Below are 23,308 nucleotides of genomic sequence, written 5' to 3'. Positions count from 1 at the left end.
GTTTACCCATTCATATCCAGCAACGGCTCCACATTCGCGCGATCAAACAGCAGTCCGTTCTTGACCCCCAGGTCGTATTCGGGCGCCACGACATGAGTTGCCAACCAATCCCGAACCTGGCCGGTGCCGCGCCCGGACCGCACGCCTGCCTCGTTGGCGAAGATGAACCTGCCGGCGAGCTCGATGACCTGTGCATACGGGACCCTGCCACCGTCATCCAACGACAGGAGCTCGGCCTTGAGCAACGCCGTGAACGAGGGATAGTCGTAGTTCCCGAGCATCAGGTTGGCCGATGCCGTCGTGACGGAGCCTACGTCATGTGGATCTTGGTTGCTCATTCGCCGGAGCACGTTCCCGCGCCGGCTTTCCATGTCCCTGACGGAGATCGCGGCCAATAGCGACTTGGACACCCGCCTGTGGAACACGGCTTCGATCCGGCCTTCCCAGATTTCTTCGAGCACTGCGAGCCATGGCCGGCGGCCAGCGGGGAACATCAGCATGGCTTCGCTCAAGGGAATGAACCCGGCGGGCTTGGGGCGCAAGGCGAGGCCGCCCTTGGTGATGTCGCAGATATCGTCGGTTTGCTGCCTCGAGTAGTAGATGTCGGGCGCCGCGATCTCGCTCGGCACGCCCTTGACCCGCCGAAGGTAGCCGGCGCGCTCGAGGTCACGTAAGCCGTCCGGCGGGATACCCAGGCGGGTTCCCACGACGCCCTCGGTCTCGAGGTCCTTGTAGTCACCCAGCACGTAATCCATCTGCTTGATCGAAAACAGGATCGGAGCGCGTTCGTCGCTGTCCTGCCTGATGGTGCGGACATCAGGGTGATCCGCCAGCTTGGTGATGATCGGGAAGCCGACTTGCGCGAGTTCCCGCAGCCGCTTGGCACCGATGAGGTCGCTGTCCGTCCTGACATCGGATCGGCGGATGATGCCGTCGATGGGCTTGGATTTGGCGAAATATTCCCGGATGCCGGCATCGAACGCGGTTATGACTTCGGAAGGAACATGCGGGTCGCGGGTGAGGTTTCCGATCGCACCTATTTCCTTGAGGACACCCCATTGCAGGGGGCGGCTGGCTGCCCCCGCCCGGCTGGCCATTGCAAGTTCGACGAAGCCGTCTGGCCAGTTCAATAATGCCCTGCCGGCCGCCGCCAGGTGATCCGGATCGACCTCGCGGGTTCCGGCCCGGTGAGCCTTCTCCGACGCGGGCACGTACGCGGGGTCGGCATTCTTCTCGAGCGCGGAGGCGATCGCTAATACCATCTCGAACAGGTCGCCTCGAGCGACGCTGGCGATGTCGTCATGAAGCATCGGCGCGAACCGGTCACGGACATCGGGAGAAGGGTCGACCAGACCGGTCACGAAATCCAGCGCCGCCATGTCCGTGACCTCGACGAGAGGCTGCGGGAAATCGCGCAGGTCGACGGTCGGTATCGGCAGCCCGATGTCGTCCGTTCCCTCGCAACTGTCGCAAAAGGCCACGCCGCGGGTATGCGTGAACCCGAGCGGGGTGCCGCACACCGGGCATGCGGATAGTAGGCGCTCGCGGGTTGACGGATCGAAGCCAAGTGGGCGGAGGTGCCAGACAGCCCGAATGTATGGCGCCTTGGCCAACGCACGCGGCGAGACCCTGCGGATCTTGGATTCCCGGTGGATAACCCTGAGCCTCGCGCCGAAGAACTCTATATCGGCGTCCGCGCTCGCGGTGCCGTGGAACAGGGGTTCGAGTAGTTCGGCGGTGGTGCCCAGGACATCGGCCAGCCGCTCCGCGATACCGGCGTCGCGGCTGGCGATGTACTCGGGACGCAGCTCCCCGATGCCCGCCTGCATCAAGACGTCGAATGCCCTGCGGTAGACGTTCGTGCCCGCGGCACGGGCAATCAGGCCCGGCAGGCTTTCGTCGGGATAGGGGCTGACCTTACGGACGAGCGTCATGCGCTCTTCAGATTCTTGGTCCGCACGCCATCGCGGAAAGCGTTGTAGGTGCAGTAGTTGTTCGGCAGGGCCCTGGTGTCGATGGCCAGCTCCAGGTCATCGTACTCGACACGCTTTGCCCCGCGGGCGGCGGCGTGGATCGTCGCTTCCTCCGCAATGCGGGAAACCAAGCCGATGCAGCCACCGGACGAGACCCACAGCTTTTCGGGAATGTCGCCATCGAGGAAATTGGTGTCATCCGGCATCAGGCCATGCTTCTTGATCATCAGGCCGGCCAGCCCGCAATAACGCCGGAAGGTTTCCCTGTCGCTCGAATCCGACCAGTCCAGAGGCAAGAAGTTGATTCTGTTCATCTCTCGATTGGTCAACTGGATATCCACCGACAGGTGCTCGCGCGCCTCCGGGATGCCGACGAAAACCATTGGAACGAGACCACGGATCATCATGGTCTTGAGGGTGTCGGTGACTTCCGTTGTCTCCACCAGGTGCATCTTCTTGGCAGTGCCGCCAGGCTTCTTGACTGTTCCGCTTGCCAAGTGCTGGATCTCGTCGAGGATGACCAGTTCGACATGCTCGTCCTCAAGCATGCTATAGACCCGGGCTAGCAGGCCTCCCGTGTTTCCGCTATCGCAGCGCTTGTCTCCCAGTCGACGCAGGATATCGCTTGCCAAGGACTTGGGCGTGGCCTTGGGCGACAGAGTGACGTGCAGGACGATGTTCTGCTTTCGAGCGATCAGCTGCGGGTCCATGTCGGCGGGGAACAACCCACGTTCGATCGCCTGTTTGACCACCACGTTCTCGATGTAGGTCGTGATCGCCGTTGACTTCCCAGAATGGCTCGGGGCGAAAAACTCGACATAGCGCTTGGGACTGTAGGGTGAGAGCCTACCGACTTCGCGGGCATCATCGAGCGCCTGATGCACCTCGGGAATCCGCGGGTGGATGATACGCATCGTGTCGAACGCGGCCTGTATCCTGGGCCTCGAGATGGTGCTGGTCACTTGTGTTGTCCTGTCGTGTTGTCGGAGCGTTCGATCTGTGTCCGCAGCTCTTCGAGCAGGGAATCCGCATCGAAATCGGTCTCGTCCTGTTGCGCGGAACGCTTCGGAATGGATGCGGGGGCAGGTTCGACTTCAGCCTGGTCCCTTTCCCGTGTTTCCTTCTTCGCCTTGTTGGCGGCTCTCGTCCTGGCTGCCTTGGCGAGCGCGGCTTGGCTGGGCTTCTTCCCCGGGGCCGCCTCGCGCTCCTCCGTGGTCTTCTCGGCGGCGATATCGTGCGGCACCGCGTAGTCGTCGTATGGACGGTTCATGTCGATGGTTTCCACGATATCGCCCGGAACGAGGGCAGGCGTCGGGTCCAGCTCGCGCGCGACCTTGCGGCGTTCCGCGAACTTGGCGCCTGGCAAGGCGCCGCGGATGTACGCCGAGTGGGCGACACGGCCGGCAGCGCGCTCGGATGGGGTGTGGAACGCCAGGTTCCGGGCCTTGGCGAACTCCTTGACCTTCTTGCCCATGTACCAGGTCATTCCGGCGCTGAACTCGCTGTCCCAGTTCGGCAGCATGACCGCGGTCTTGCGCTTGTCATCCCACACGTGGACCTTAGACAGGTCGCTCGGATCGGATGTGACGAGCACTTGCACCGTCCGTGACGAGGTCTGCCCGGCACGTTGCGCGCGTTCCTTTGCCGTGCTGGCGAGAGAGTTCAGTAGGCTGGTGGTGGTTGCCGGATCGTGGAAGCGGTAACCGTTATAGAATATGCCCTCGGCGCTGAGCTGGCAGTTCTTGGAAGCCCCGACGACCTTGTCGAGGTCGGAGATCCTGGCGACCATCGGACGCCCGTGCGCCGCGATGCCGCGACGCCACTTGTCAGCGGGGGCCGCATTGATCGTCGAATGCACATCGACGTGGTAGCGCGTGATGATGGTGTTCCACAGCACGTCTTCCATGCGGGACCTGGTGAACACCGCGTTGACCGAGTTGTCGATACCCAGCAGCGAACGTTCGTGCGGCTTGAGCGGGATGCCCCCGGCCATCTTGTGCCAGAGCATCGAGTTGAAGGTGCCGAACAGGCGTTCGATGTAGGCCTTGAACATCGGGATCTTGACCGGGGCCCAGATGACGTCGATGCCGGCGGCCTCACAGGCGGTCTGGAACGACACGCCGGTAAATTCCCAGCCGTTGTCGACGATCACCGTGAAGGGTCTGCCCCAGCCATCGGTTGCCCCCTTGCTGAACTGGTATTCCTTGACCTGGGCTTCCTTCACACGGCAAGCGTGGCGGATGACGGCCAGGGCGGAATAGACGCTAGGCGGTTCGAAGGTCAGTACCAGCCCCAGGACCATTCGCGAATAGCAGTCGATCGCGACGGTCAGCCAGGGACGTTCGATCAGGCAGGGCTCGTCGTTCTCGTCTAGCACCACGGCCCATGCGTCGACCCTGGTATGGTCGATCATGACGTATTCGAGCGGGCGGGTCGCCTCGATCGAACGACCGCGCCCCCGGAAGCGGCGGTCGGCATCCTTTTGGTCGTACTTCTGCTTCCAGGTATACCAATCCATCGCCCCTCGGATCCAGAGTCGTACGGTCTCCTCGGATGGACGCTCGAACGGATCGGTTTCGGTGACAGGCCGGCCACGAAGGGCGCGCTCGTCGACCTTGGCGTCGCAGAGGGTAGTGAACTTGGCGATCGCCTCGTTCATGCCGATGCTGCGTTCGGACCAGTAATAGGCCGAGGCTTCCGTTGCGGCTTCGAGCACGTCCGCGTTCCAACGTTCCGTCCGGTCGTGCTTGCCCCGCTGGTCGAAGAAGGCGACCAGCGGGCGGGATCCGGGTTGCCCGTGGTCGTCGACGGCGCGAAGGATAGTCGCGGCGTCCGGTCTCCACTGGAAACCATGCCTGCGCGCTTCCTGGAAATTGCGCGCCACAAAACGGTTGACCGATACATGGCCGCGACCGATGGCCGGCTCGCCGTCATAACGCCGCACATAGAACCGCAGGGTGCGTGCCTTCTTGAGCTGATCCAGGGCCTTCAGGCGACGCTCGCGCTCTCGGACCGTGATGGACGGCTGGTCCGGGTCGAGCAGACTGGTCGGATCGAGCTCCTCGTTCTCCGCCGGCGTACCGTCCGCATCGGTGGTGATCTGGTCCGCGGCGCCGGTGGTGCGCATCTTGATCCACACGGATTCCTCGACATAGATCGGCAGGTCCGTACCTTCGCGGCTGAACTCCAGGCGCCCGTCCATCAGCTCCTTGCGGAACGTGAGGTAGATCGCCGCCGGCTCGTCCGGGAACCACACCTGAAACAGGTCGTCGGGGCGTATGGCGATCCGGGTTACCATGGATACCTCCCCGGCAACTCGAAGATGGCGCGACCGTCGTCGACGGCCCGCACGCGACTTTCGCCGTCCAAGTTCTACGTCAAGTCGACGGATATGATACGTCGGACATGGAGCGCGGCGGCCTTGGCCTTGCCGATATGGCCGCCGCCCAGCACGTTGGCGATGTCGCGCAGGCGCGCCGTGCCGCCGCAATCGGAAATGAGCTGGGTCGCGAGGCTGATGTCTGCGGGGACGAACGAGGTGTCATGGTCCATCATGTATGACCTGACCGACTTGGCGATGCCGCCGACGTCCAGGTCGCGCGAGCGCACGACGATGGCGAACCGCCAGTTGATGGAGTTGTAGACCTCTTCCGCCAGGCGCAGCTTGTGGTTGTAGCGGTCGTCGTCGATGCGGGGATCGTCGTCGTCCTTGACCGCGACGATCATGGTGACCGTGTCCGCCTTCTTGCCGGTCGGGCGCCAGTCCGCCACTGCCTGCGCGAAGGGCGTGCCGGCACCTATCAGATCCGCGAACTGCCGGTCGACCTCGAGCTGCAGGTCAGGGCGGTAGCGCCACGGATAGCGCTCGGCGACGACCTTCATGACGAGGTTATGCGGCTGGGCCTGGACGCGGTGGACGGGTGTCGCTACCTCGCATAGTTCGATCATCGGCTTTTCGGCCTTGATCGATTCCCATGCCAAGGCACGCATGCCGGCCTTGATGCACACGATCTTGCCGGTCGGATGCGGCTCCCGTCCGGTGATGAGATTCACGTAGGCATTGCGTCCGCGTCGGTAGATGCGGGCCACCGTGTTGAGGCGGTCGAGCTCGATCTGGCGCTTGGTGACACTATAGTCGACGGACATCAGTGCACCCCCGGCTTGGACAGCAGGCGCAAGGCGACCTCGATTCCGTTCTTGGATGATAAGTTCATGATTTCGCCCCCTCGAGGTCGAGTTGTAATCCGGCAAATGTTTGGAAATGCTGAGAGAAGACGGCTAACGAGCCGTGAAGCATTGCCCCGGCTCCGGGGCAATGCGGCTATGCGCGTTTCGAGTCTAGGGCGCGACGTAGGATCTCATGCATCGTCACGACCCTTTCCGGTGTCCCGGCGGGCCCGATCGAGCGGGAACCGGATAACCGGACCCTGCACCTCAGTCTTACCGGTGCCGGCACGACGTTCGGCTTCGGCCTGGACGGCACGCGCGATCCCCAGCAGGGCACGGTGCCCTGCATCGAGGTAGGCCCGCTGGCCGAGGTTTTCGTAAACCCCGGCCAGCCGCACGACCACCTTGATGATGAGGTCATCCATCGCGGCCATCCAACTCGATGGTCTTCGATCCCGGCGGGTGGCGGTCGAAGATCTCGCGGAAGCGCTCGCCCGACAGGAAGCGCTCGCGCAGCAAGGCCTTGGCCACCGCCTTAACTGCCTCGCGATATTCCACGACGATGTCCGTGGCGTTGGCATAAAGCCTTTGCAGATCGGCCTCGATCTTCGGGACAACGTGGTAGTCCAGGGACAGCAGGCTCCGGAAGTCCTCCGGCTCGCCCCGGTAGAGCAGGCTGCCTCCCATGCCCAGGCTGAGATGCGCCGAGGCAACCATCTGGGTCGCCGTGGCCAGGTCGCTATGGCGGCTTCCCCCCGAGCCGCTGCTGACCGAGCCGAGAACGATCTCCTCGGCTGAACGTCCGGCCAACACGAACGTGACGTAGCTGTCCATGTCCGCCTTCGACAGCATCCTGGAAGGCGCCGCGACGGTGACGCTACCGCCCGCGACCCCGCTGCTGATCGTCGAGACGGAGGACACCTCCAGCAGCCCCAGTACCTGCATGACGACCGCATGGCCGGCCTCGTGCACGGCGATACGGTGGTCGATCTCCGGCGGCCTGTCTTCGGTTGGCGCGACCTGCGCCAGCAGGTCATCCAGTTCGATCGTCCGTCCGGCCTGGCGGGCAACGCTCCGCGCGACCTTGACCCATTCGGTCACGTCGGCGCCGCTCGCGCCTTGTCCGAACGCGGCGATGTCGGAAAGGTCCTCGTCGGCCAGGTCGTTGCCGAGATGCTGGCGCATGATGCCTGCCAGTGCCTGCTTGTCGGGCCTCTTGATCCTGATGACCTTGGACAGCCTCCCGGGACGCAGCAGGGCGGCGTCAAGCTTTTCGGGGTGGTTGGTCGCGCCGATGACGATCAGGTTCGACGAGACCCCTGATCCCGCGCTGTCGAGCGTGAGCAGAATATGCCCCACCACCGGTGTCCAATAATCGGCATTCCGTTCGCTCATGGTGGCACGGTTCGGGATGCCCTCGATCTCGTCGAGGAAGACGATCGCCGGACCCTTCGCCGCAGCGCTCGAGAACACCAGGTCGATCTGCTTGATGACGGAGTCGAGGTGGCCGGTGCCAGTGGCAAACCATCCGCTCACCGATGTAACGACCAGCGGCACGCCGGCGGCCTTGGCAAGGCTGCGGACGAAGGTGGTCTTGCCGAGACCGGGTTCGGAGGCCAGCACCGCCGTGCGCTCGATCGCGGAGAATTCAAGTTCCCCACGTCTCCAGGCATCCAGGTCCGCGATCAGGCGCTTTGCCCATTCCATGGCTTCGCCGTAGCCGTGGAGGCTGTCGAGCGCCGGCACCTTGGCGAGGTCCGGATCATGCTCCTGGCTCGCCAGCCTGGCCGCCAGCAGACGCGCCACGCACTCGCGCGGCGTGCTGCCCTTGCGGATGGCGAAGCATATCTGGGCGTACGACAGCCCTCTCGAGATACCCGAGGGCATCCGCCGGGGATAACGTCCGGTCGCGGCGAAGATGGTCCTCTTGAGGACGACGTCGTCTGGCGGACTGACGTTGATCGTCATGTCGGCGGAACCCGCGAGCCCTTCCGGAAGGAATGCCACCGGGTTTTGCGAGACCGCCAATACCCGGCCACCCTTGGCCAACGCACGCATGACCTGGTCGCGGGTGATGGTATCCTTGGACTTGCGGTCCGATGCGGTGGCGGTCAGCGAGAAACCCCAGTGGGCAAGCTCCTTGCCCGCATCGAGGAGCGGCGTCGCCCATTCGGCTCCCGGTGCCTTGATGACAACGGTGATCCCGTGGTTATGGCGGAATGCAGTCCGCTCCGTCGTGCTCATGGCCTGGCGCAGCATGATGATGGGAAGGGCATCGGCGGCGGCGTTCAGTCCCGTGAGATCCCCCCTGGGGGTCACCTCCTCGAGGTAGGAGTCGTCTTCGTCGTCATCAGCGTCGTTCAGGTCGATTGGCTTGAAAGTCATGGCTGTCCTCGCGTCGGCGAGGAGGGCGGGTTTCTATGCCGCGCTGCCTGGCCGATCGATATGGCGCCGCATCGGGCGCATGGGGTTTCGGTGGTTCATGGAGTCACTCGATGCGGTTTTCGGATGTAGGGACTGGCGCAGGCAGGGCGGGCATGGAGCAGACGTGGCAACGCGCTCGGCAAGCGAGGCTTTCGCTTGTCGGGATCGGTCGGAACGTCGGTATCGGTATTCATCTGGAACACGGGAGGCCACTCGATGGTGTCTCCCTGGAACCTCGAGGCTATGCTCGTAGGTCGGACCGCTGGAAGACAGACGCGGTCGCACGGCTGCCGGAAGGCGCCGTCGAAAAGAGGTAGCGTTTGGTCGATGTCGTATTCATTAGCGAACAGATAGAGAACGAATTTCCGGGAGTCAAGGAGCGTGAGCAGGACCTCGCCCGTCACGGTTAACCCTAGAGCGCAAACTGGGCTTGCCCCAGGCTTGTTTTGATTCGACTGTAGCTATCTGCGGATTCTTATTTTGGTAGGCCTGAATGCGGAAGGATGGGCGAAAGCAGGTGTTACTCTACCTTCGCCCCGACCTGATTTTGGCGCTGAAGAGCACCAGTAAGACCCGGGGAATACCGGTGTATCGCCTCGTCGAGGAACACCTTGACCGCTTGGGGTCACACTTGGCCGCCAATGGCGGCGGGGTCGCCAAGGTCATCGAAGTTGAAAAGGGAGACCAAGCCTTGTTACAGCGTATGTCTTGGGAAGCCATCGAGAGAGCCGGGATGGGTCAGCCGCGCTACAAAGCTGACATCGCAGGGGGGTCGCTGCAGGTCTCCGAGGCGCGCGTAGTGGCAGGCCTCCTGCTGGCCGGCGCCAGCGAGGAACAGTGGCGCCGGGCCATAAGCGTCGACAACGTGCTCCAGAAGCGGTCCGCTGGTACCGCCAACCGGCAAGCGACCTTGATCCGAAACCGCCTACAAACAATGGGTCCGGACCTGTGGCGGATTGTTCAGGACGGGACAAACACCGCTGCCACGCATGCTATGCTCGCCTGTGCGATCAAGCACAGCCCGCTCCTGGCCGATTTCCTGCACTATACCGTCCGGGAGAGTTTCCGGCTGTTCCGTTCAGATCTACCCCGCCGCGTCTGGACGAGCTTCATCGACCGCTGCCACGACCTGGATCCTGCCATGCCCCAATGGGCGGATTCGACAACACAAAAACTAGGCGACAGTGCCTTTCGTGTGCTTCACGAAGCCGGGTACCTGACCGGAGGCGCCAAGAACATCCTCCAGCCTGTAAGGGTCGATCCGGAGGTTATGGGCTACCTGCGAAACCATGACGAGATGGACGTCATCATACGGCTTCAGGTCTCTTCATGACGAATCTCGACGCGAGGCTGAACTCTGTCCTCGACCGCATAACTTCGGACGACTTTCTCGAATCCCGCGGGCTCAGCGGGGATATGCCGTTCTGGGTTTTCGACTACCCGCCGGAGCGGGAAGAAGACGTAAGGAAACACGTTGAGTCCATCGTCCATCAGGCCCCCAAGAAAAGGCAGGGACTGAAGTTGTCGCACGTCAACTTGCTGGAACTGGTGCGTGACATCCTCACCGAGCGCAAGTTCCTCGATAAGTCATATGCGATGCAAAAGGCCAAGGGCACGGCAGCAACCCTGAACGCCCTGCGTGGCCCGTTGGATGCACAGAAAGTCGCCCGGGCACTTGTGGATCGATGCAAGCCGACGGACACTGATGTCGTACTCGTCTCCGGCGTAGGTTCTGCCTATCCACTTGTTCGGGTTCACAACCTGCTTAACGCTCTTCAGCCTCACTTCAGCGGGACGCCCTTGGTCTTCTTCTATCCCGGCATTTATGACGGGCAGACCCTACGTCTTTTCGGCGAACTGAGCGACAAACCCTACTACCGCGCCTTCCGCTTGGCCCAATAGAACGGACTGACTGATGATCATCGAAAACCTCTTTGCCAAGCCGGTCCGTCGCGAGATCAATGGTGTCATCAAGGCTGACCAGATGGATGCGGAAAGCATCTGGCAAGAGCTCGACGAATACGTCGTCACTAGAGAACTAGACGAGCATTTCAGGCATTTCCTCGACGCTTACCTCGCAGGTGGACGTGATCGCGGTGACGCACCTGACGCCAGCAAGAACGGCGTGTGGATCAGCGGTTTTTTCGGATCCGGCAAATCCCACTTCCTCAAGATCCTGTCGTACATCCTGGAGAACACCACCGTAACCGTGGGTGGGCGCACGCGTCAGGCCATCGACTTTTTCGACGGCAAGATTCAGGACCCGATGCTTGCCGCCGACATGCAACGTGCAGTCGGCATCAATACCCAGACCATACTGTTCAACGTCGACAGCAAGGCCGACAGCCAGGACGAGAGGGTAATCCTCGGCGTTTTCCTTCGGGTGCTGAACGAGAAGCTCGGCTACTGCGCCGACCACACCCATATCGCGCACCTGGAACGATACCTTGCTTCCAAAGGCAAGCTGCAGGTTTTCCACGATGCTTTTGAAAATGAAACCGGTAGCAAGTGGGTGGACGAACGCGACGCCTACCAATTCCACATCGACGCCACCATGACGGCGTTGAGCGCGGCGGTGAATCTCAGCTCCGGCGATGCCGATCGTTGGTTCGAGAAATTCCAGGCCGACTTCAAGCCTACGATCGAGAACTTCGCCAAATGGGTGGCGGAGTATCTCGACGCAAGCGGCATCGATCGCCTGGTCTTCCTGGCCGACGAGATCGGCGCCTTCATCGGCACCGACAGCAAGCTGATGCTCAACCTCCAGACGATCGTGGAGAACCTGGGCACGGTGTGCGGTGGCCGTGCCTGGGTTCTGGTCACCTCCCAAGCCGACATGGACACGATCCTCGGCGAGTTGCGGTCCACCGCCGCCAATGACTTCTCTAAGATCCAGGGTCGGTTCAAGACGCGCTTGTCCCTCTCCGGCGCGCATGCCAACGAGGTCATCCAGAAAAGGCTGTTGGCGAAGACGACCGAAGCGACCGCGGATCTGAAGACCTTGTTCGGCACCAAGGCCGACATCCTCAGGAACCAGGTAAGCTTCCGCGAAACCGGCATGACCTTCAAGGCCTACGCCGGCGACGAGGACTTCGCTGCCGTCTATCCGTTCGTCCCGTACCAGTTCCAACTGGTCCAGAAGGTGTTCGATGCCAGCCGCCTGCATGGCGCCACCGGCGCGCACCTGGCCAAGGGCGAGCGGTCGATGCTCGATGCGTTCCGCACAGCCGTCCTTACTGTTGCAGACGATGAAACCGGTCGCCTAGTTCCGTTCCACTACTTCTACCCGGCTATCGAGAGTTTTCTTGAGGATATCGTTCGGCGCGCTATCAAGGGAGTGGAGAGCAACGAAAGCCTCGAGGCGTTCGATGCCGACCTATTAAAAACCCTGTTCCTGATCCGCTACATCGACGAGATCAAGGGTAATGTCGACAACCTCGTCACCCTGTTCATCGACAAGATTGATGCCGACCGCTTGGCGATCAAGCGCAAGATCGAGGATAGCCTCCAGCGCCTCGAAGGCCAAACGCTCGTCAACCGGAACGGTGAGAACTACTATTTCCTCACGAATGAGGAGCGGGACATTTCCCGCGAGATCTCCAAGATCGAGAATACCGGCGCGGAGGAGACCAAGCTTCTCAACAGCATCGTGTTCGAGGAGGTACTGCGTAACCTGACCCGTGGAAAATTCCGCCACAAGGCCACCGGCAATGATTTTGACATCAACCGCCTGACTGATGGGGCGCCGTTCTCTAGCCGGATCGACGGGTCACTGACCTTCAATGTCATCACGCCACTGAGTGACGAATACGGCGACTATGGCGACGCTGCCGCGACACTCAAAAGCACCGATAACGATGGCCAGGTCATCCTGGTGTTGGGGAACGAGAAGGATCTCGCGCGAGAGGTCAAGCGCTACCTCCAGACGGAAAAGCTGGCGTTGCGGAAGCTTGATGGCTCGCAGCCCCAATCCGTGACGGTGATCATCCGCGACCAGCAGACCGAGAACAGCGAACGGCGCGAACGCATCAAGATCGTCCTGGACCGGCTGGTCCGGGAGTCGAAAATCTACATCGCGGGTCAGCATGTCGAAAACAGTGGCGGTAGCGCCCAAGCCATCGCTGATGACGCGCTTGACTACCTCGTAGACAACACATTCAAGAAACTGGATCTGTTGACCCACAGATCGGAAGATCCCCGTCGAGAGATCCCGGCTGCCTTGCGCGAGACGCTGGACGAAGGGCTAGACCTCAAGGGTGGTGACCACAATTCGGGAGCGATCACGGAGGTCCGCGAGTACATCAAGCTGATGCAGGCCAGCAGCAAGCAGGTTGTCCTATTCGAGCTCGCCGCGGGTCGGTTCGCCCGCCGTCCCTTTGGATGGAACGAGTGGGAAACTGTCCTGCTGGTCGCACGCTTGATCAGCCTCGGCGAGCTCTCGCTGGCTGTGGACGGGCACACCCTCCAGCGCGAGAAAATTTGGGATGCTATCGATGGCCCCAACAAGTGGCGTCGCGTCACGGTGCATGTCCGCAAAACTGTGGATCGCGACGTCCTGCAGAAGGTCCGCGAACTTGGACGGACGATGTTCAGCAAAGTCGGGCCGGACAACGAGGACGGTCTTGCCAAGGAGTTGCGTGAACTCCTGGCGGAATGGTCGGTCAACCTGAAGGGCTGGTTGCAGCTGGCCGATACGGGCAGCTATCCGGGCAAGTCCGAAATTGCGGATGCCAACGGCGTAATCCGGAAAGCTCTCGCCATCGAGGATGCGTCGGAATTCCTGAGCCACCTGTACGACAACAAGGCAGACCTCCTCGACATCGCCGACGACTACGCGGACGTGCAAGGCTTTTACACGAACCAGAAGAAGCCATGGGACGACATGCGGTCCGCACTGGACCGCTTCAAGGCCAATGATGCGGAGCTCCGGAAGGATGACGCCGCCACCGTCGCGCTGGATCGTATCGCTGCGATCCTGGCCATGCCGGAGCCCTACGGGTCGATCCGCGAGGGTGCTGCGCTAACCTCCAAGATAGACGAAGTGAACACGACGCTGGTGACCTCGCGCCGTGACCACGCCTTCCAACAGGTTGACGAGCGCATTAGCCTCGTCCAGGCGGAGCTCAACCGGCATCATCTGTCGGGCGATTTCAGCAACCGGGCACTGCGCCCCCTACAAAATATCCGAAAGCAGATCGCTGCTCAGGAAAGCATCGCGCATATCTACCAGCTGCAGAACCAAGCCAAGGAGGCCTATGACGAGGCTTTCGATTTGGTCGAGCTGGAAGGCGCCCAGATCAGGAAGCCACCCGCGCCGACGCCACCAACTCCTGGGATGTCAGAGCCAGCAGGCCCGGCACCCCGGTTGGTCGATACGCGGATTGCCCCGATGGTGAAAAAACGCTCGATCCTGCGGACTGCCGACCTCCTTAAGGCAGGCGAATTCATCGAGACCGCAGCAGAAGCGGAGAAATTTCTCAAGGCGCTTGAAGACCGTCTTCTTGCGGCCCTGAAGAACAACGAACGCGTCGAAATCCGCTAGAAACGAGACCATCCATAATGGCGATCAATACCGGTGTTTTGAAGTCTTATGCCCCCCAGGCTCGCCGCGAGTTTATCGCGGCAGTGAAAGCGCGGGCGGCCAAATTCGGCATCACCGAGGCGGGCAATGCGGAGGTCCGCACCGAAGGTAGCGTCGCCATCATCAACGGCCAACCTTTCCCCATCTCCATCGCACGCCAACGCCTGGATCTGGACGAGAAAATCCGCATCCGCGGATACCAGCAGGTTATGGATGAGGTGGCCTATACCTGGTTCAATCGGTTCGCCGCCATTCGCTATATGGAGCTTCACGACTACCTAGACCATGGTCTCCGCGTCCTCAGTCATCCGGCTGGCGCCGCAACACCTGAAATTGTTGAAAAAGCCGCCAGTGTCGACTTCCCCGGACTGAAACGAGAGGCCGTCGTCGCGCTGAAGCTGGACGGCTCGAAGGATGAAGAACTCTATCGTCTACTGCTAGTCGCCCAGTGCAATGCCTTGCACGCGGCCATGCCATTCCTGTTCGAAAAGATCAACGACGAGACCGAGCTGCTGCTTCCCGATAACCTCCTCCACTCTGATTCCATTATCCGGCAGATGGTCGACCGCGTGCCTGAGACCGACTGGCGGCACATCGAAATCATCGGATGGCTTTATCAGTTCTACATTTCAGAGAAAAAAGATCAGGTAATCGGCAAGGTGGTCAAGTCGGAAGACATTCCGGCGGCCACCCAGCTCTTCACACCAAACTGGATAGTGAAGTACATGGTTCAGAACTCGCTAGGCGCGAAGTGGTTGGATAGCAATCCGGCGTCGCCGCTGCGCCACAAGATGCAATATTTCATCGCCCCAAATGCACAACCCGCCAACGTACAGGAACAGATCGAGACAGAGACTCCAAGATCTCTGGACCCACAGACAATTACTTTTCTTGATCCAGCCAGCGGCTCCGGCCACATCCTGGTGGAGGCTTATGACCTTTTTAAAGAGATGTACTTGGAGCGCGGCTACCGCTCGCGCGAGATACCGCGCTTGATATTGGAAAATAATCTCTACGGTTTGGACATTGATGAGCGCGCGGCGCAGATGTCAGCGTTTGCACTGCTCATGAAGGCCCGAGTAGATGACCGAAATATACTATCCACAATTGACCCAGTTCGCCTTTCAATCGTTGCTATTCGTGACAGTAAGAATGTAAATTTCGCTGAAGTCTTGGGATTGCTGTCAAATTCCTCGGACAATGGTGCAGAAAACAAAAGCAGCGAGACGGGGAAAAACGCCGCCCTAACAGAAGATATGCGTGAAAGCATCACGCAAGTAGTAAATTTATTTGCCGGGGCGAAGACATACGGCTCTCTCGTCAAAATTACAAAACAAACCGCAGAGATACTCGCCAATCTGAAGAATTGTCTGGATAAACTTGTCGTAAACGACCTTGTTGGAAAGTCAAAGCTAGATTTAATTATTTCAAATCTTGCGCCTTTGTTACTGCAGGCAGAAATTCTATCAAATTCATACGACGCCGTTGCTGCAAATCCGCCGTATATGGGAAGTAATTACTACTGTACTTTGTTGAAGAATTTCTCAAATGTTAATTATCCAAAGTCCAAAAATGATCTGTACTCTATGTTTTTTGAACGCGGAATTGACTTTGTCGCTGCTAAGTCTGGATACGTAAGTTTTATTGCATTCCAAAACTGGATGTTTCTTTCCTCATTTGAGGAAACTCGGAGGCTGATATACGAGGCAGCTCCCTTTACGAGCTTGGTTCATATTGGTCGCGGCGCATTTGGTTCGGATTTCGGCACTTCTGCCTTCTCGGCCCGGGCTGGCCTCCATTCGGATTATCAAGCGACCTACACTCGACTATTTGATCGTCCCGGCCAGGTTCACAGCAACGAGGTGCTGTCACAATCCTTTTTTTCCAATCCACGATACGGGAAGTCAGTTTCTGAGCTGACGAAAGTTCCAACCGCACCCATAGCGTATTGGACCTCAGCCGCCACACTCGCCGCTTTCGGGGTCGGAACCTTCATTGGTGATGCTGCTAAAAAGGGGTTCAGCGCCAGCGGTACAGATACTTTCTACCGTCTTTGGCACGAAATTTCGTTGGCAGACTTTAGGCCGTTTGGCGGCGAGAAATGGTTTCCTATCACGAAGGGCGGAGATTACCGCAGGTGGTACGGGAACAATGACTACGTGGTGAATTGGGAGCATAACGGCAGTGCCGTAAAGGCCGTTGTAGATGTGAATGGGAAGCCGAAATCCGCTGTCCGGAACGAAGGCTTTTATGGACAACCGGGCGTGTCTTGGAACGACGTTTCCATTTCCAGCTTTTCCTGCCGTCTTGTCGACCCCGGATTTCTTCCTACAGACGCCGGGCCCATGATCTATGGCAGCGAATCCAATCTGCTCTACTTAGGTGCGCTTAGCTCCAAAGTTGCCGAAGTATTCCTGCAGATACTCTGCCCGACTGTGCACTTTGGTGTTGGACAAATTGCGCGCTTTCCAATTCCCACGTCAGTTGAAAATTTCAGTCAGCATACAATTGAGGAGTTAGTTGCGATTGCAAGGCACGACTGGGATGAGCGCGAAACGTCCTGGAATTTCGGTGGTCAACCCCTGTTGTCTGGAAAAGATAATCTTGCTGCGGAACTAGTCTCAAGGAGCGCCACAATTGCGAATCGAAGAGAACGAGCACGCACCTTGGAGACGATGAATAACGCCGCCTTTATCTTGGCGTACAATTTGAGCGGAGAGATGGACGATCAGGTTCTTGATAAGGACCTTACGCTTAGTGTCTTTGACTCAAACGCCGAGATTAAGGATCTGATTTCATATTCTGTTGGGTGCATGATGGGACGCTTCGGCATGGGTGCGCCGGGGGTGCAGTATGCTGGCGCCGGCGATGAGGGGTTCGACCACGGTGCATACGGGGATTTTGCGCCTGATAATGACGGCATCGTTCCCATAACGGAGGGGGAGTGGTTTCTTGATGATGCCGCAAACAAACTTCAGGAATTCTGCCGCGTCGCGTGGCCTTCTGAAAGTAGGGGTGAAAGCGCACGAACATTAGCGCAGGCGTTGGGTCCAAAGTCCGGTGAAGTGCCCGTCGAAACTATTCGTCGCTTTTTCAGCCGCGATTTCTTTAAGGACCACATTCGGCGCTATCGGAGGCGCCCCATATACTGGCTCTTTTCCAGCGGCAAGGAGAAGGCGTTCGAGGCGTTGGTATATATGCACCGCTACAACGGGAGCACGCTGGCCCGTATGCGTTTGGAATATGTTGTGCCGTTGCAGTCGCTTATGTCCAATCGTCTCGATCGACTGGCTTCGGACTTCCTGTCTTCATCCCTATCGAGCGTAGAACGGAAACGAATTGGCAACGAGCGTTCGAAGCTGCTGAAGCAGCAAGAAGAGTTGCGACGTTTCGAAGAAAAACTCCATCATTACGCCGATCAGCGTATCACGCTGAATCTCGATGACGGCGTTAAGGTCAACTACGGCAAGTTTGGTGACCTGCTGGCCGACGTGAAGGTCATCACCGGCGGTGGCGACGAGTGACAGATAACCAACGCCTTGGCGAAAGCCTTTCACGATTGTTCGACAGCAACAGGCTGGTCTTCTGGCAGGATATTGATGGCGAGTTCATCGATGCCCTGTCCCACCTGGAGCTGTCAGACGTTGAGATTGTGAACGTCGCCGACTACGCGCCACTCGAGAAGAAGATCGAGATCGAGTTGGGCCGTCCGGACAACAAGTACCTCATCTACGCGACCGGCCAACGCCCGCCTGTCGACGAAGACTGGTTCCTCGATATCAGGCACTACGCGGCTTCGTTCTCCGCTGATCGATCGAGCATCCTTCTTCGCGACATGGGGCTCCAGCGCCCCTCGCTACGTGACCACATCGCCGCCAGGTCAAAATTCTTCGCCAGCCAGGACCGGGTGGACCGCCTTGCGCGTTTGATCCTGCCGACCGATGGCGAGATCGAAATTGACCTGAAGATCATGGCCGTGCTGTTGAAGTCCGGCCAGACCGAATTCTTTCAACTGCTTATGGCCGTTTTCGAGCAGGTAGCGGCTGCTCGCGACCTCGCTGCCTCGCCCGCCGTCTGGGACGAGTTCCAGAAGTACGGTGTGGATGAAGTTTTCTGGGCCGAGTGCCAGCGCACGTTCGGGTACACGGAAATGGAACCGTCGCTTCGCACCCTGGCGATCCGGCTAATGGCGACGGATTTCGGACGGGCCCTGAACGGCAGTACGCCTGTCGGAATTAAGCACCTCATGCTGCCGAACGCCGGAGTAGCGAACGCAATTGTGCTCTTGGATCGCTGGCGTGATAGCGCACTTCGGCACCAGAGCTACGACGTTATCTCTTCCGAGGTCGCCGAGGCCCTACATCTTGGTGACATCCTCCAGAATGTGGACGTGGAGGTTCTCAAGAACGCCAAGACCTTCTTGGTGGGCGAAAAAATCATCGCCAGCCAGCTGGCCCGCCGCATCACCGAGACCAAGGTGGTGGTGGACGTAGCCGAAGTGAACGAGCTCGCCTCGATCAGACAGGATGGATACTGGGCCAATCCGAAATGGGGCAACGCCCCGGAGGCACCACGCCACACGCTGTCCCGGGTGTACGATGCCCTGGTGCACGCTGCAGAGTTGTTCGCATTCCGACGCGACTATCCGCACGGTTTCGCCTATCCAAGCGCGGAGAAATTCTGGACCGCCTACGAAACCAAACTCTATCGGGTGGACCAGCTCTACCGTTTGTTCTGCGAGGCCGCGGACGAGGTCGAGCGCGAGGGTTGGGATATCGTAAAGCCCCTGCGTGCATCGATCGAGGATATCTACTGCAACGGCTATGTTGCCAAGCTCGCCCTGGCATGGGGCAAGTTTGCCGAAACGATGATCTCGACCGAGTGGCACGTACCGGGCGTCGATCGCCAGGCACGGTTCTTCAATGCCCACGTCCAGCCTCACATCGACAAGGGCGACGAGCGGCGTTCGTTCGTCATCATAAGCGACGCCTTCCGCTATGAAGCGGCACAGGAGCTCGCGACCCAGTTGAACGGCACCGAGCGCCTTACCGCCCAACTCTCGTCTCAGCTTAGCGTCCTGCCCTCGTACACGGCGCTGGGGATGGCATCGCTGCTTCCTCACATGGCATTGACCATGGCGGCCAACGCTAACGTCCTGGTGGACGGGAAGTCCTCATCCGGGCTCGAGAACCGAAACAAGATCCTGGCCCAACACGCTGGCGTTGCCATCAAGGCCGAAGACATCATGGCCATGAAAAAGGTCGATGGGCGCGCCTTCGTCGAGGGCAAGAAGGTCGTCTACATCTACCATAACCAGATAGACCAAACTGCCGATACGGGGAACGAGGAGGAGACATTCCGAGCGGTTCGCAACACCATCAACGACATAACCGCCCTGGTGAAACACATCGTCAACAGCCTCAACGGCAACAACATCGTCATTACCGCCGACCATGGTTTCCTGTTCCAGGAGACGCCGCCTTCCCAGGTCGAACGCAACGCTATCGACATCAAGTCTGACGATGCCACCAAGTCGAAGAAGCGGTACGTGATCGGCAAGAACCTGGGCGAGAGCGATCGCGCCTGGCATGGCAAGATGTCGACCACTTCCAACGTCCGGGACGACACGGAGTTCTGGGTGCCCAAGGGCGCCAATCTGTTCCACTTCGTCGGAGGTGCGCGGTTCGTTCATGGCGGTGCCATGCTGCAGGAAATCTGTGTCCCGATCATCAAGGTCAGCCACAAGTACGGCAAGGCTCGGGAGGATACCAAGACGCGGAACGTCCGGCTCACGCTGTTCGGCCATGACACCAAGATCACCTCGAGCCGGCGACGCATCACGGTACTGCAGACCGAGCCGGTTTCGGATCGCGTCAAAGCGGCCAGTGTAACGGTCGGCATCTATGCGAACGGCGAACCAATCTCCAACGTCATGACGGTGACGCTCGACAGCACCAGTCCTCAGATGAACGAGGACTGGAAGAAGGAAGTCTGGCTGACCCTGGCCAACCGCGATTTCGACAAGGCCGGAAAGTACAATCTCATCGTCCGCAACGCCGTGGACGGAACCGAAGTGGTGCGTAACGATGTCGTCATTGACCTCGCCTTCTCCAACGATTTCTGAGCCGTCCGGCAGCAGCATCGATGACCTGCTGAACCGTCACTTCGCCGGCAAGGTCGTTCGCAAGGATCTTACGAAATTGTTGAAGGAGGGGGCGAACGTCCCCGTCTACGTACTCGAATACCTCCTGGGGATGTACTGCGCTTCGGATGACGAGGCGACCATTCGCGACGGCATGGAGAACGTGAAGCGCATCCTTTCGGAAAATTACGTTCGTCCGGATGAAGCCGAAAAGGTGAAGTCCAAGATCCGGGAGCGCGGCAGCTACAAAGTTATCGACAAGGTCACCGTTCGCCTAAACGAAAAGCGCGATATCTATGAGGCGCTGTTGTCGAACCTGGGCGTGAAGGACGCGTCCATTTCATCGTCGGACGTCAAGAAGTACGAAAAGCTGCTCGCCGGCGGAATCTGGTCGATCGTCACAATCCACTACTTCTTCGAGGAGGGGCAGAAGAAGTCGCCCTTCAGCATTAGCGACATCAAGCCGATCCAGATGCCCAACATGGACATGGGCGAGCTGTTTGAAGGTCGGAAGGCATTCTCGGAAAGCGAGTGGCTTGATGTCCTCCTGCGCTCTACCGGTATGGAGCCTTCTCATTTCAACGAGCGGGCCAAGTGGCACCTTTTGACGCGCCTCGTTCCGTTCGTGGAGAACAATTACAACGTCTGCGAACTCGGGCCCAAGGGCACCGGGAAAAGCCATGTCTACAAGGAATGCAGCCCCAACAGCATCCTGATCTCCGGCGGCCAGACGACCGTGGCGAACCTGTTCTACAATATGTCTAGCCGTGCCGTGGGATTAGTCGGCCTTTGGGATGTGGTCGCCTTTGACGAGGTCGCCGGCATCTCGTTCAAGGACAAGGACGGCGTGCAGATCATGAAGGACTTCATGGCCTCCGGCTCGTTCGCACGTGGTCGCGACGCCGTTGCGGCCTCCGCTTCCATGGTCTTCGTCGGCAACATCAGCAATGTCGACAACCTCATCAAGACCAGCCATCTCTTGGCACCGTTTCCGGAGGTCATGATCGATTCCGCTTTCTTCGATCGATTTCATGCCTACATCCCGGGCTGGGAGATTCCGAAGATGCGTCCGGAGTTTTTCACCAATCGCTTCGGCCTGATCACGGACTACCTGGCAGAATACATGCGCGAGATGCGGAAGCGGAACTTCTCCGACGCCATCGACCGCTATTTCAAGCTCGGCAACAACCTGAACCAGCGCGACACCATCGCCGTGAAGCGCACGGTATCCGGATTGTTGAAGCTGCTGCATCCCGGCGGGGACTTCGACAAGGAAGCAGTCCGCCGCTGCCTCGCCTACGCCCTTGAGGGCAGGCGCCGGGTGAAAGAGCAGCTGAAGAAGATCGGCGGCATGGAGTTCTTCGACGTCCACTTCTCCTACATTGACCAGGAGACGCTGGAGGAAACCTTCGTTCCAGTTCCCGAGCAGGGCGGTGGAAAGCTGATTTCTGACAGTGCTCTCAGCCCCGGAGCCTTGCATACGATCGCTACCGGCGCCGGCGGGCATCTCGGTCTCTACCGCATCGAAACCCAGACTACCGCCGGATCTGGCAAGTTGACCACGTCCGGCCTGGGGTCAAATGCAGGATCGAGGGAAGCCTTGAAGGTCGCTTTCGACTACTTCAAGGCAAACGGGCAGCGGATCAGCTCCGGCATTCGGGTCAACGACCATGACTTCCACCTTCACATGGTCGAGCTCCACAACACGGGCGCGCCACGTGCGATCACGTTGGCCGGGTTCGTGGCCTACTGCTCCGGCGTCCTCAAAAGGCCCCTGCAAAGCCAGATGGCGGTTCTTGGCGACATGAGCTTGGGAGGAAACATCGTGCCCGTGGAAAACCTCGCCGAGTGCTTGCAGGTGGCGTTCGACGCAGGGGCGAAGCGGATATTGCTTCCAATGGCCAGTGCGGTTGACATCGCCACGGTGCCAGCCGAGTTGTTCACCAAGTTTCAGACCTCGTTTTATGCCGATCCGGTGGACGCGGTATTCAAGGCGATGGGCATCGATTGATGGCTTCCATTTTCAGCGATCGGCTTTTCCGGAAGATGCTCACTCATTGGCTATGCGTAGCTGCTGGCGCCTTAGTATTATCTTCTACGCCCACCGCCGCCCAAGACCTGAGCAACTTGACCGGCATGGCCTCCCTGTCCGGGGACTGCGAGCGTCTAGTGGCAGCTGGGAACAATTTCTCGGACGATTGCAATGGGTTGATACTGCAATCGATCTACAAGACAGGGCGAACCGGGTTTACCGTCACGGTGGGCGACAAGGGCGTCGTCATGACCTTCAGCGGCATGGAAGGCGCCAAGCCCGACGCCGATAGTCAGCTCCAGAGTCTAGACAAGGTAATTCTGAACCTCGGTATCGAAGGTGTCCCGCCGACAGCTACGGACGTCACTGGTGGTTGCGCCTACAGCAATCCATACAACGGGCCGATGACGATAAGCTGCCAGGGGGTGGATTCGACGGGCGATGCCTACCTCCTTCAGTTCAGGACAGATGGTTCGGAACCTAAGATCACCGACTTGTCAGATGCTGCCAGCGGAGCGTCGTCAACGAAGCCCGGCGAATTTTCCGTCGCAGGCTGGACAGGTGCGCCCATTAAGGACGATCCGGATGGCGGTTGCTTGATGACCAAGGACGTAAACGCCAAGGTTGCGTTGATGGTCTACGCCAATGGGAACGAGGCTTTCCAACTAAACCTCTACAACAAGGATTGGAACTTCGAGGAAGGCGCTAGAATCGATGCAGACATACTGTTTGATGGCACGACTTTCCCCATAGCTGGCGTCGAGGTCCGTAATCCGAACGTTTTGACTTTATTGGGCGGTGGCGAAGAGGAGGGGTTCCAGACACCCTTCGAGGCCAGTTCAGAACTCGTCTTCCGGATGGGCCGCGAGCAAATCACGGTCGATCTTGGCGGCTCGCGGGCAGCAGCCGTCGCACTGTGGTCTTGTGTGGGCTGCTAATACTCGCGAACGGCCCGAAGGCGGATAAAAGAATAACGTGGACGCCTAAGT

Annotated in this window: 13 protein-coding genes; 7 read left to right on the top strand and 6 right to left on the bottom strand. The window is 59.4% G+C overall.

Going from position 1 to position 23,308, the window contains the following annotated elements; all coding sequences use genetic code 11:
* Nucleotides 1-2 precede the first annotated feature (2 nt).
* The 6 genes from JWR51_RS23075 to JWR51_RS23050 all read right to left on the bottom strand — a co-directional run bounded on the left by JWR51_RS23075 (nucleotide 3) and on the right by JWR51_RS23050 (nucleotide 8,525).
* A complete protein-coding gene (locus JWR51_RS23075) occupies nucleotides 3-1,934 on the bottom strand; it encodes a hypothetical protein (RefSeq protein ID WP_299753329.1) in 1,932 nt (643 codons plus the stop codon).
* On the bottom strand, nucleotides 1,931-2,935 hold the full coding sequence (locus tag JWR51_RS23070) for an ATP-binding protein (RefSeq protein WP_299753327.1): 1,005 nt from the start codon (nucleotides 2,933-2,935) through the stop codon (nucleotides 1,931-1,933). Before JWR51_RS23070 ends, JWR51_RS23075 begins: the two co-directional genes overlap by 4 nt.
* Entirely contained in the window at nucleotides 2,932-5,271 is a 2,340-nt protein-coding gene (locus JWR51_RS23065; protein ID WP_299753325.1) for a transposase family protein, read from the bottom strand. Before JWR51_RS23065 ends, JWR51_RS23070 begins: the two co-directional genes overlap by 4 nt.
* A 74-nt stretch (nucleotides 5,272-5,345) precedes the next feature.
* Nucleotides 5,346-6,119: a hypothetical protein gene (locus JWR51_RS23060; protein WP_299753323.1), complete on the bottom strand. Its 774-nt coding sequence runs from the start codon at nucleotides 6,117-6,119 to the stop codon at nucleotides 5,346-5,348.
* A 212-nt stretch (nucleotides 6,120-6,331) separates the two neighbouring features.
* Nucleotides 6,332-6,565: a hypothetical protein gene (locus tag JWR51_RS23055; protein ID WP_299753321.1), complete on the bottom strand. Its 234-nt coding sequence runs from the start codon at nucleotides 6,563-6,565 to the stop codon at nucleotides 6,332-6,334.
* Nucleotides 6,558-8,525 carry an AAA family ATPase gene (locus tag JWR51_RS23050; RefSeq protein ID WP_299753319.1) on the bottom strand — a complete coding sequence of 656 codons (1,968 nt, stop codon included), beginning with the start codon at nucleotides 8,523-8,525 and terminating at the stop codon, nucleotides 6,558-6,560. The genes JWR51_RS23055 and JWR51_RS23050 overlap by 8 nt, the downstream gene beginning before the upstream one ends.
* A 556-nt stretch (nucleotides 8,526-9,081) precedes the next feature.
* Here JWR51_RS23050 and JWR51_RS23045 point away from each other — a divergent pair.
* From JWR51_RS23045 to JWR51_RS23015, 7 genes are read left to right on the top strand one after another with little or no spacing between them, the layout of a single operon-like run.
* Nucleotides 9,082-9,897 (top strand): DUF1819 family protein, encoded by an 816-nt coding sequence (locus JWR51_RS23045; RefSeq protein ID WP_299753317.1) that lies wholly within the window; start codon nucleotides 9,082-9,084, stop codon nucleotides 9,895-9,897.
* Complete coding sequence (locus JWR51_RS23040; protein WP_299753315.1) at nucleotides 9,894-10,466, top strand: DUF1788 domain-containing protein; 573 nt, start codon at nucleotides 9,894-9,896, stop codon at nucleotides 10,464-10,466. The genes JWR51_RS23045 and JWR51_RS23040 overlap by 4 nt, the downstream gene beginning before the upstream one ends.
* 13 nt (nucleotides 10,467-10,479) lie before the next feature.
* Nucleotides 10,480-14,106: a BREX system P-loop protein BrxC gene (gene brxC, locus JWR51_RS23035; RefSeq protein WP_299753313.1), complete on the top strand. Its 3,627-nt coding sequence runs from the start codon at nucleotides 10,480-10,482 to the stop codon at nucleotides 14,104-14,106.
* A 17-nt stretch (nucleotides 14,107-14,123) separates the two neighbouring features.
* Nucleotides 14,124-17,669 carry a BREX-1 system adenine-specific DNA-methyltransferase PglX gene (gene pglX / locus JWR51_RS23030; RefSeq protein ID WP_299753311.1) on the top strand — a complete coding sequence of 1,182 codons (3,546 nt, stop codon included), beginning with the start codon at nucleotides 14,124-14,126 and terminating at the stop codon, nucleotides 17,667-17,669.
* Entirely contained in the window at nucleotides 17,666-20,269 is a 2,604-nt protein-coding gene (gene pglZ, locus JWR51_RS23025; RefSeq protein WP_299753309.1) for a BREX-1 system phosphatase PglZ type A, read from the top strand. Before pglX ends, pglZ begins: the two co-directional genes overlap by 4 nt.
* Nucleotides 20,232-22,298: a protease Lon-related BREX system protein BrxL gene (gene brxL, locus JWR51_RS23020; protein ID WP_299753307.1), complete on the top strand. Its 2,067-nt coding sequence runs from the start codon at nucleotides 20,232-20,234 to the stop codon at nucleotides 22,296-22,298. The genes pglZ and brxL overlap by 38 nt, the downstream gene beginning before the upstream one ends.
* Nucleotides 22,298-23,257 carry a hypothetical protein gene (locus JWR51_RS23015; protein ID WP_299753305.1) on the top strand — a complete coding sequence of 320 codons (960 nt, stop codon included), beginning with the start codon at nucleotides 22,298-22,300 and terminating at the stop codon, nucleotides 23,255-23,257. Before brxL ends, JWR51_RS23015 begins: the two co-directional genes overlap by 1 nt.
* Nucleotides 23,258-23,308 lie beyond the last annotated feature (51 nt).

It is taken from the genome of Devosia sp., from assembly GCF_028290625.1.
Lineage (GTDB): Bacteria > Pseudomonadota > Alphaproteobacteria > Rhizobiales > Devosiaceae > Devosia.
This window is presented reverse-complemented; position numbering and strand designations above follow the sequence as displayed.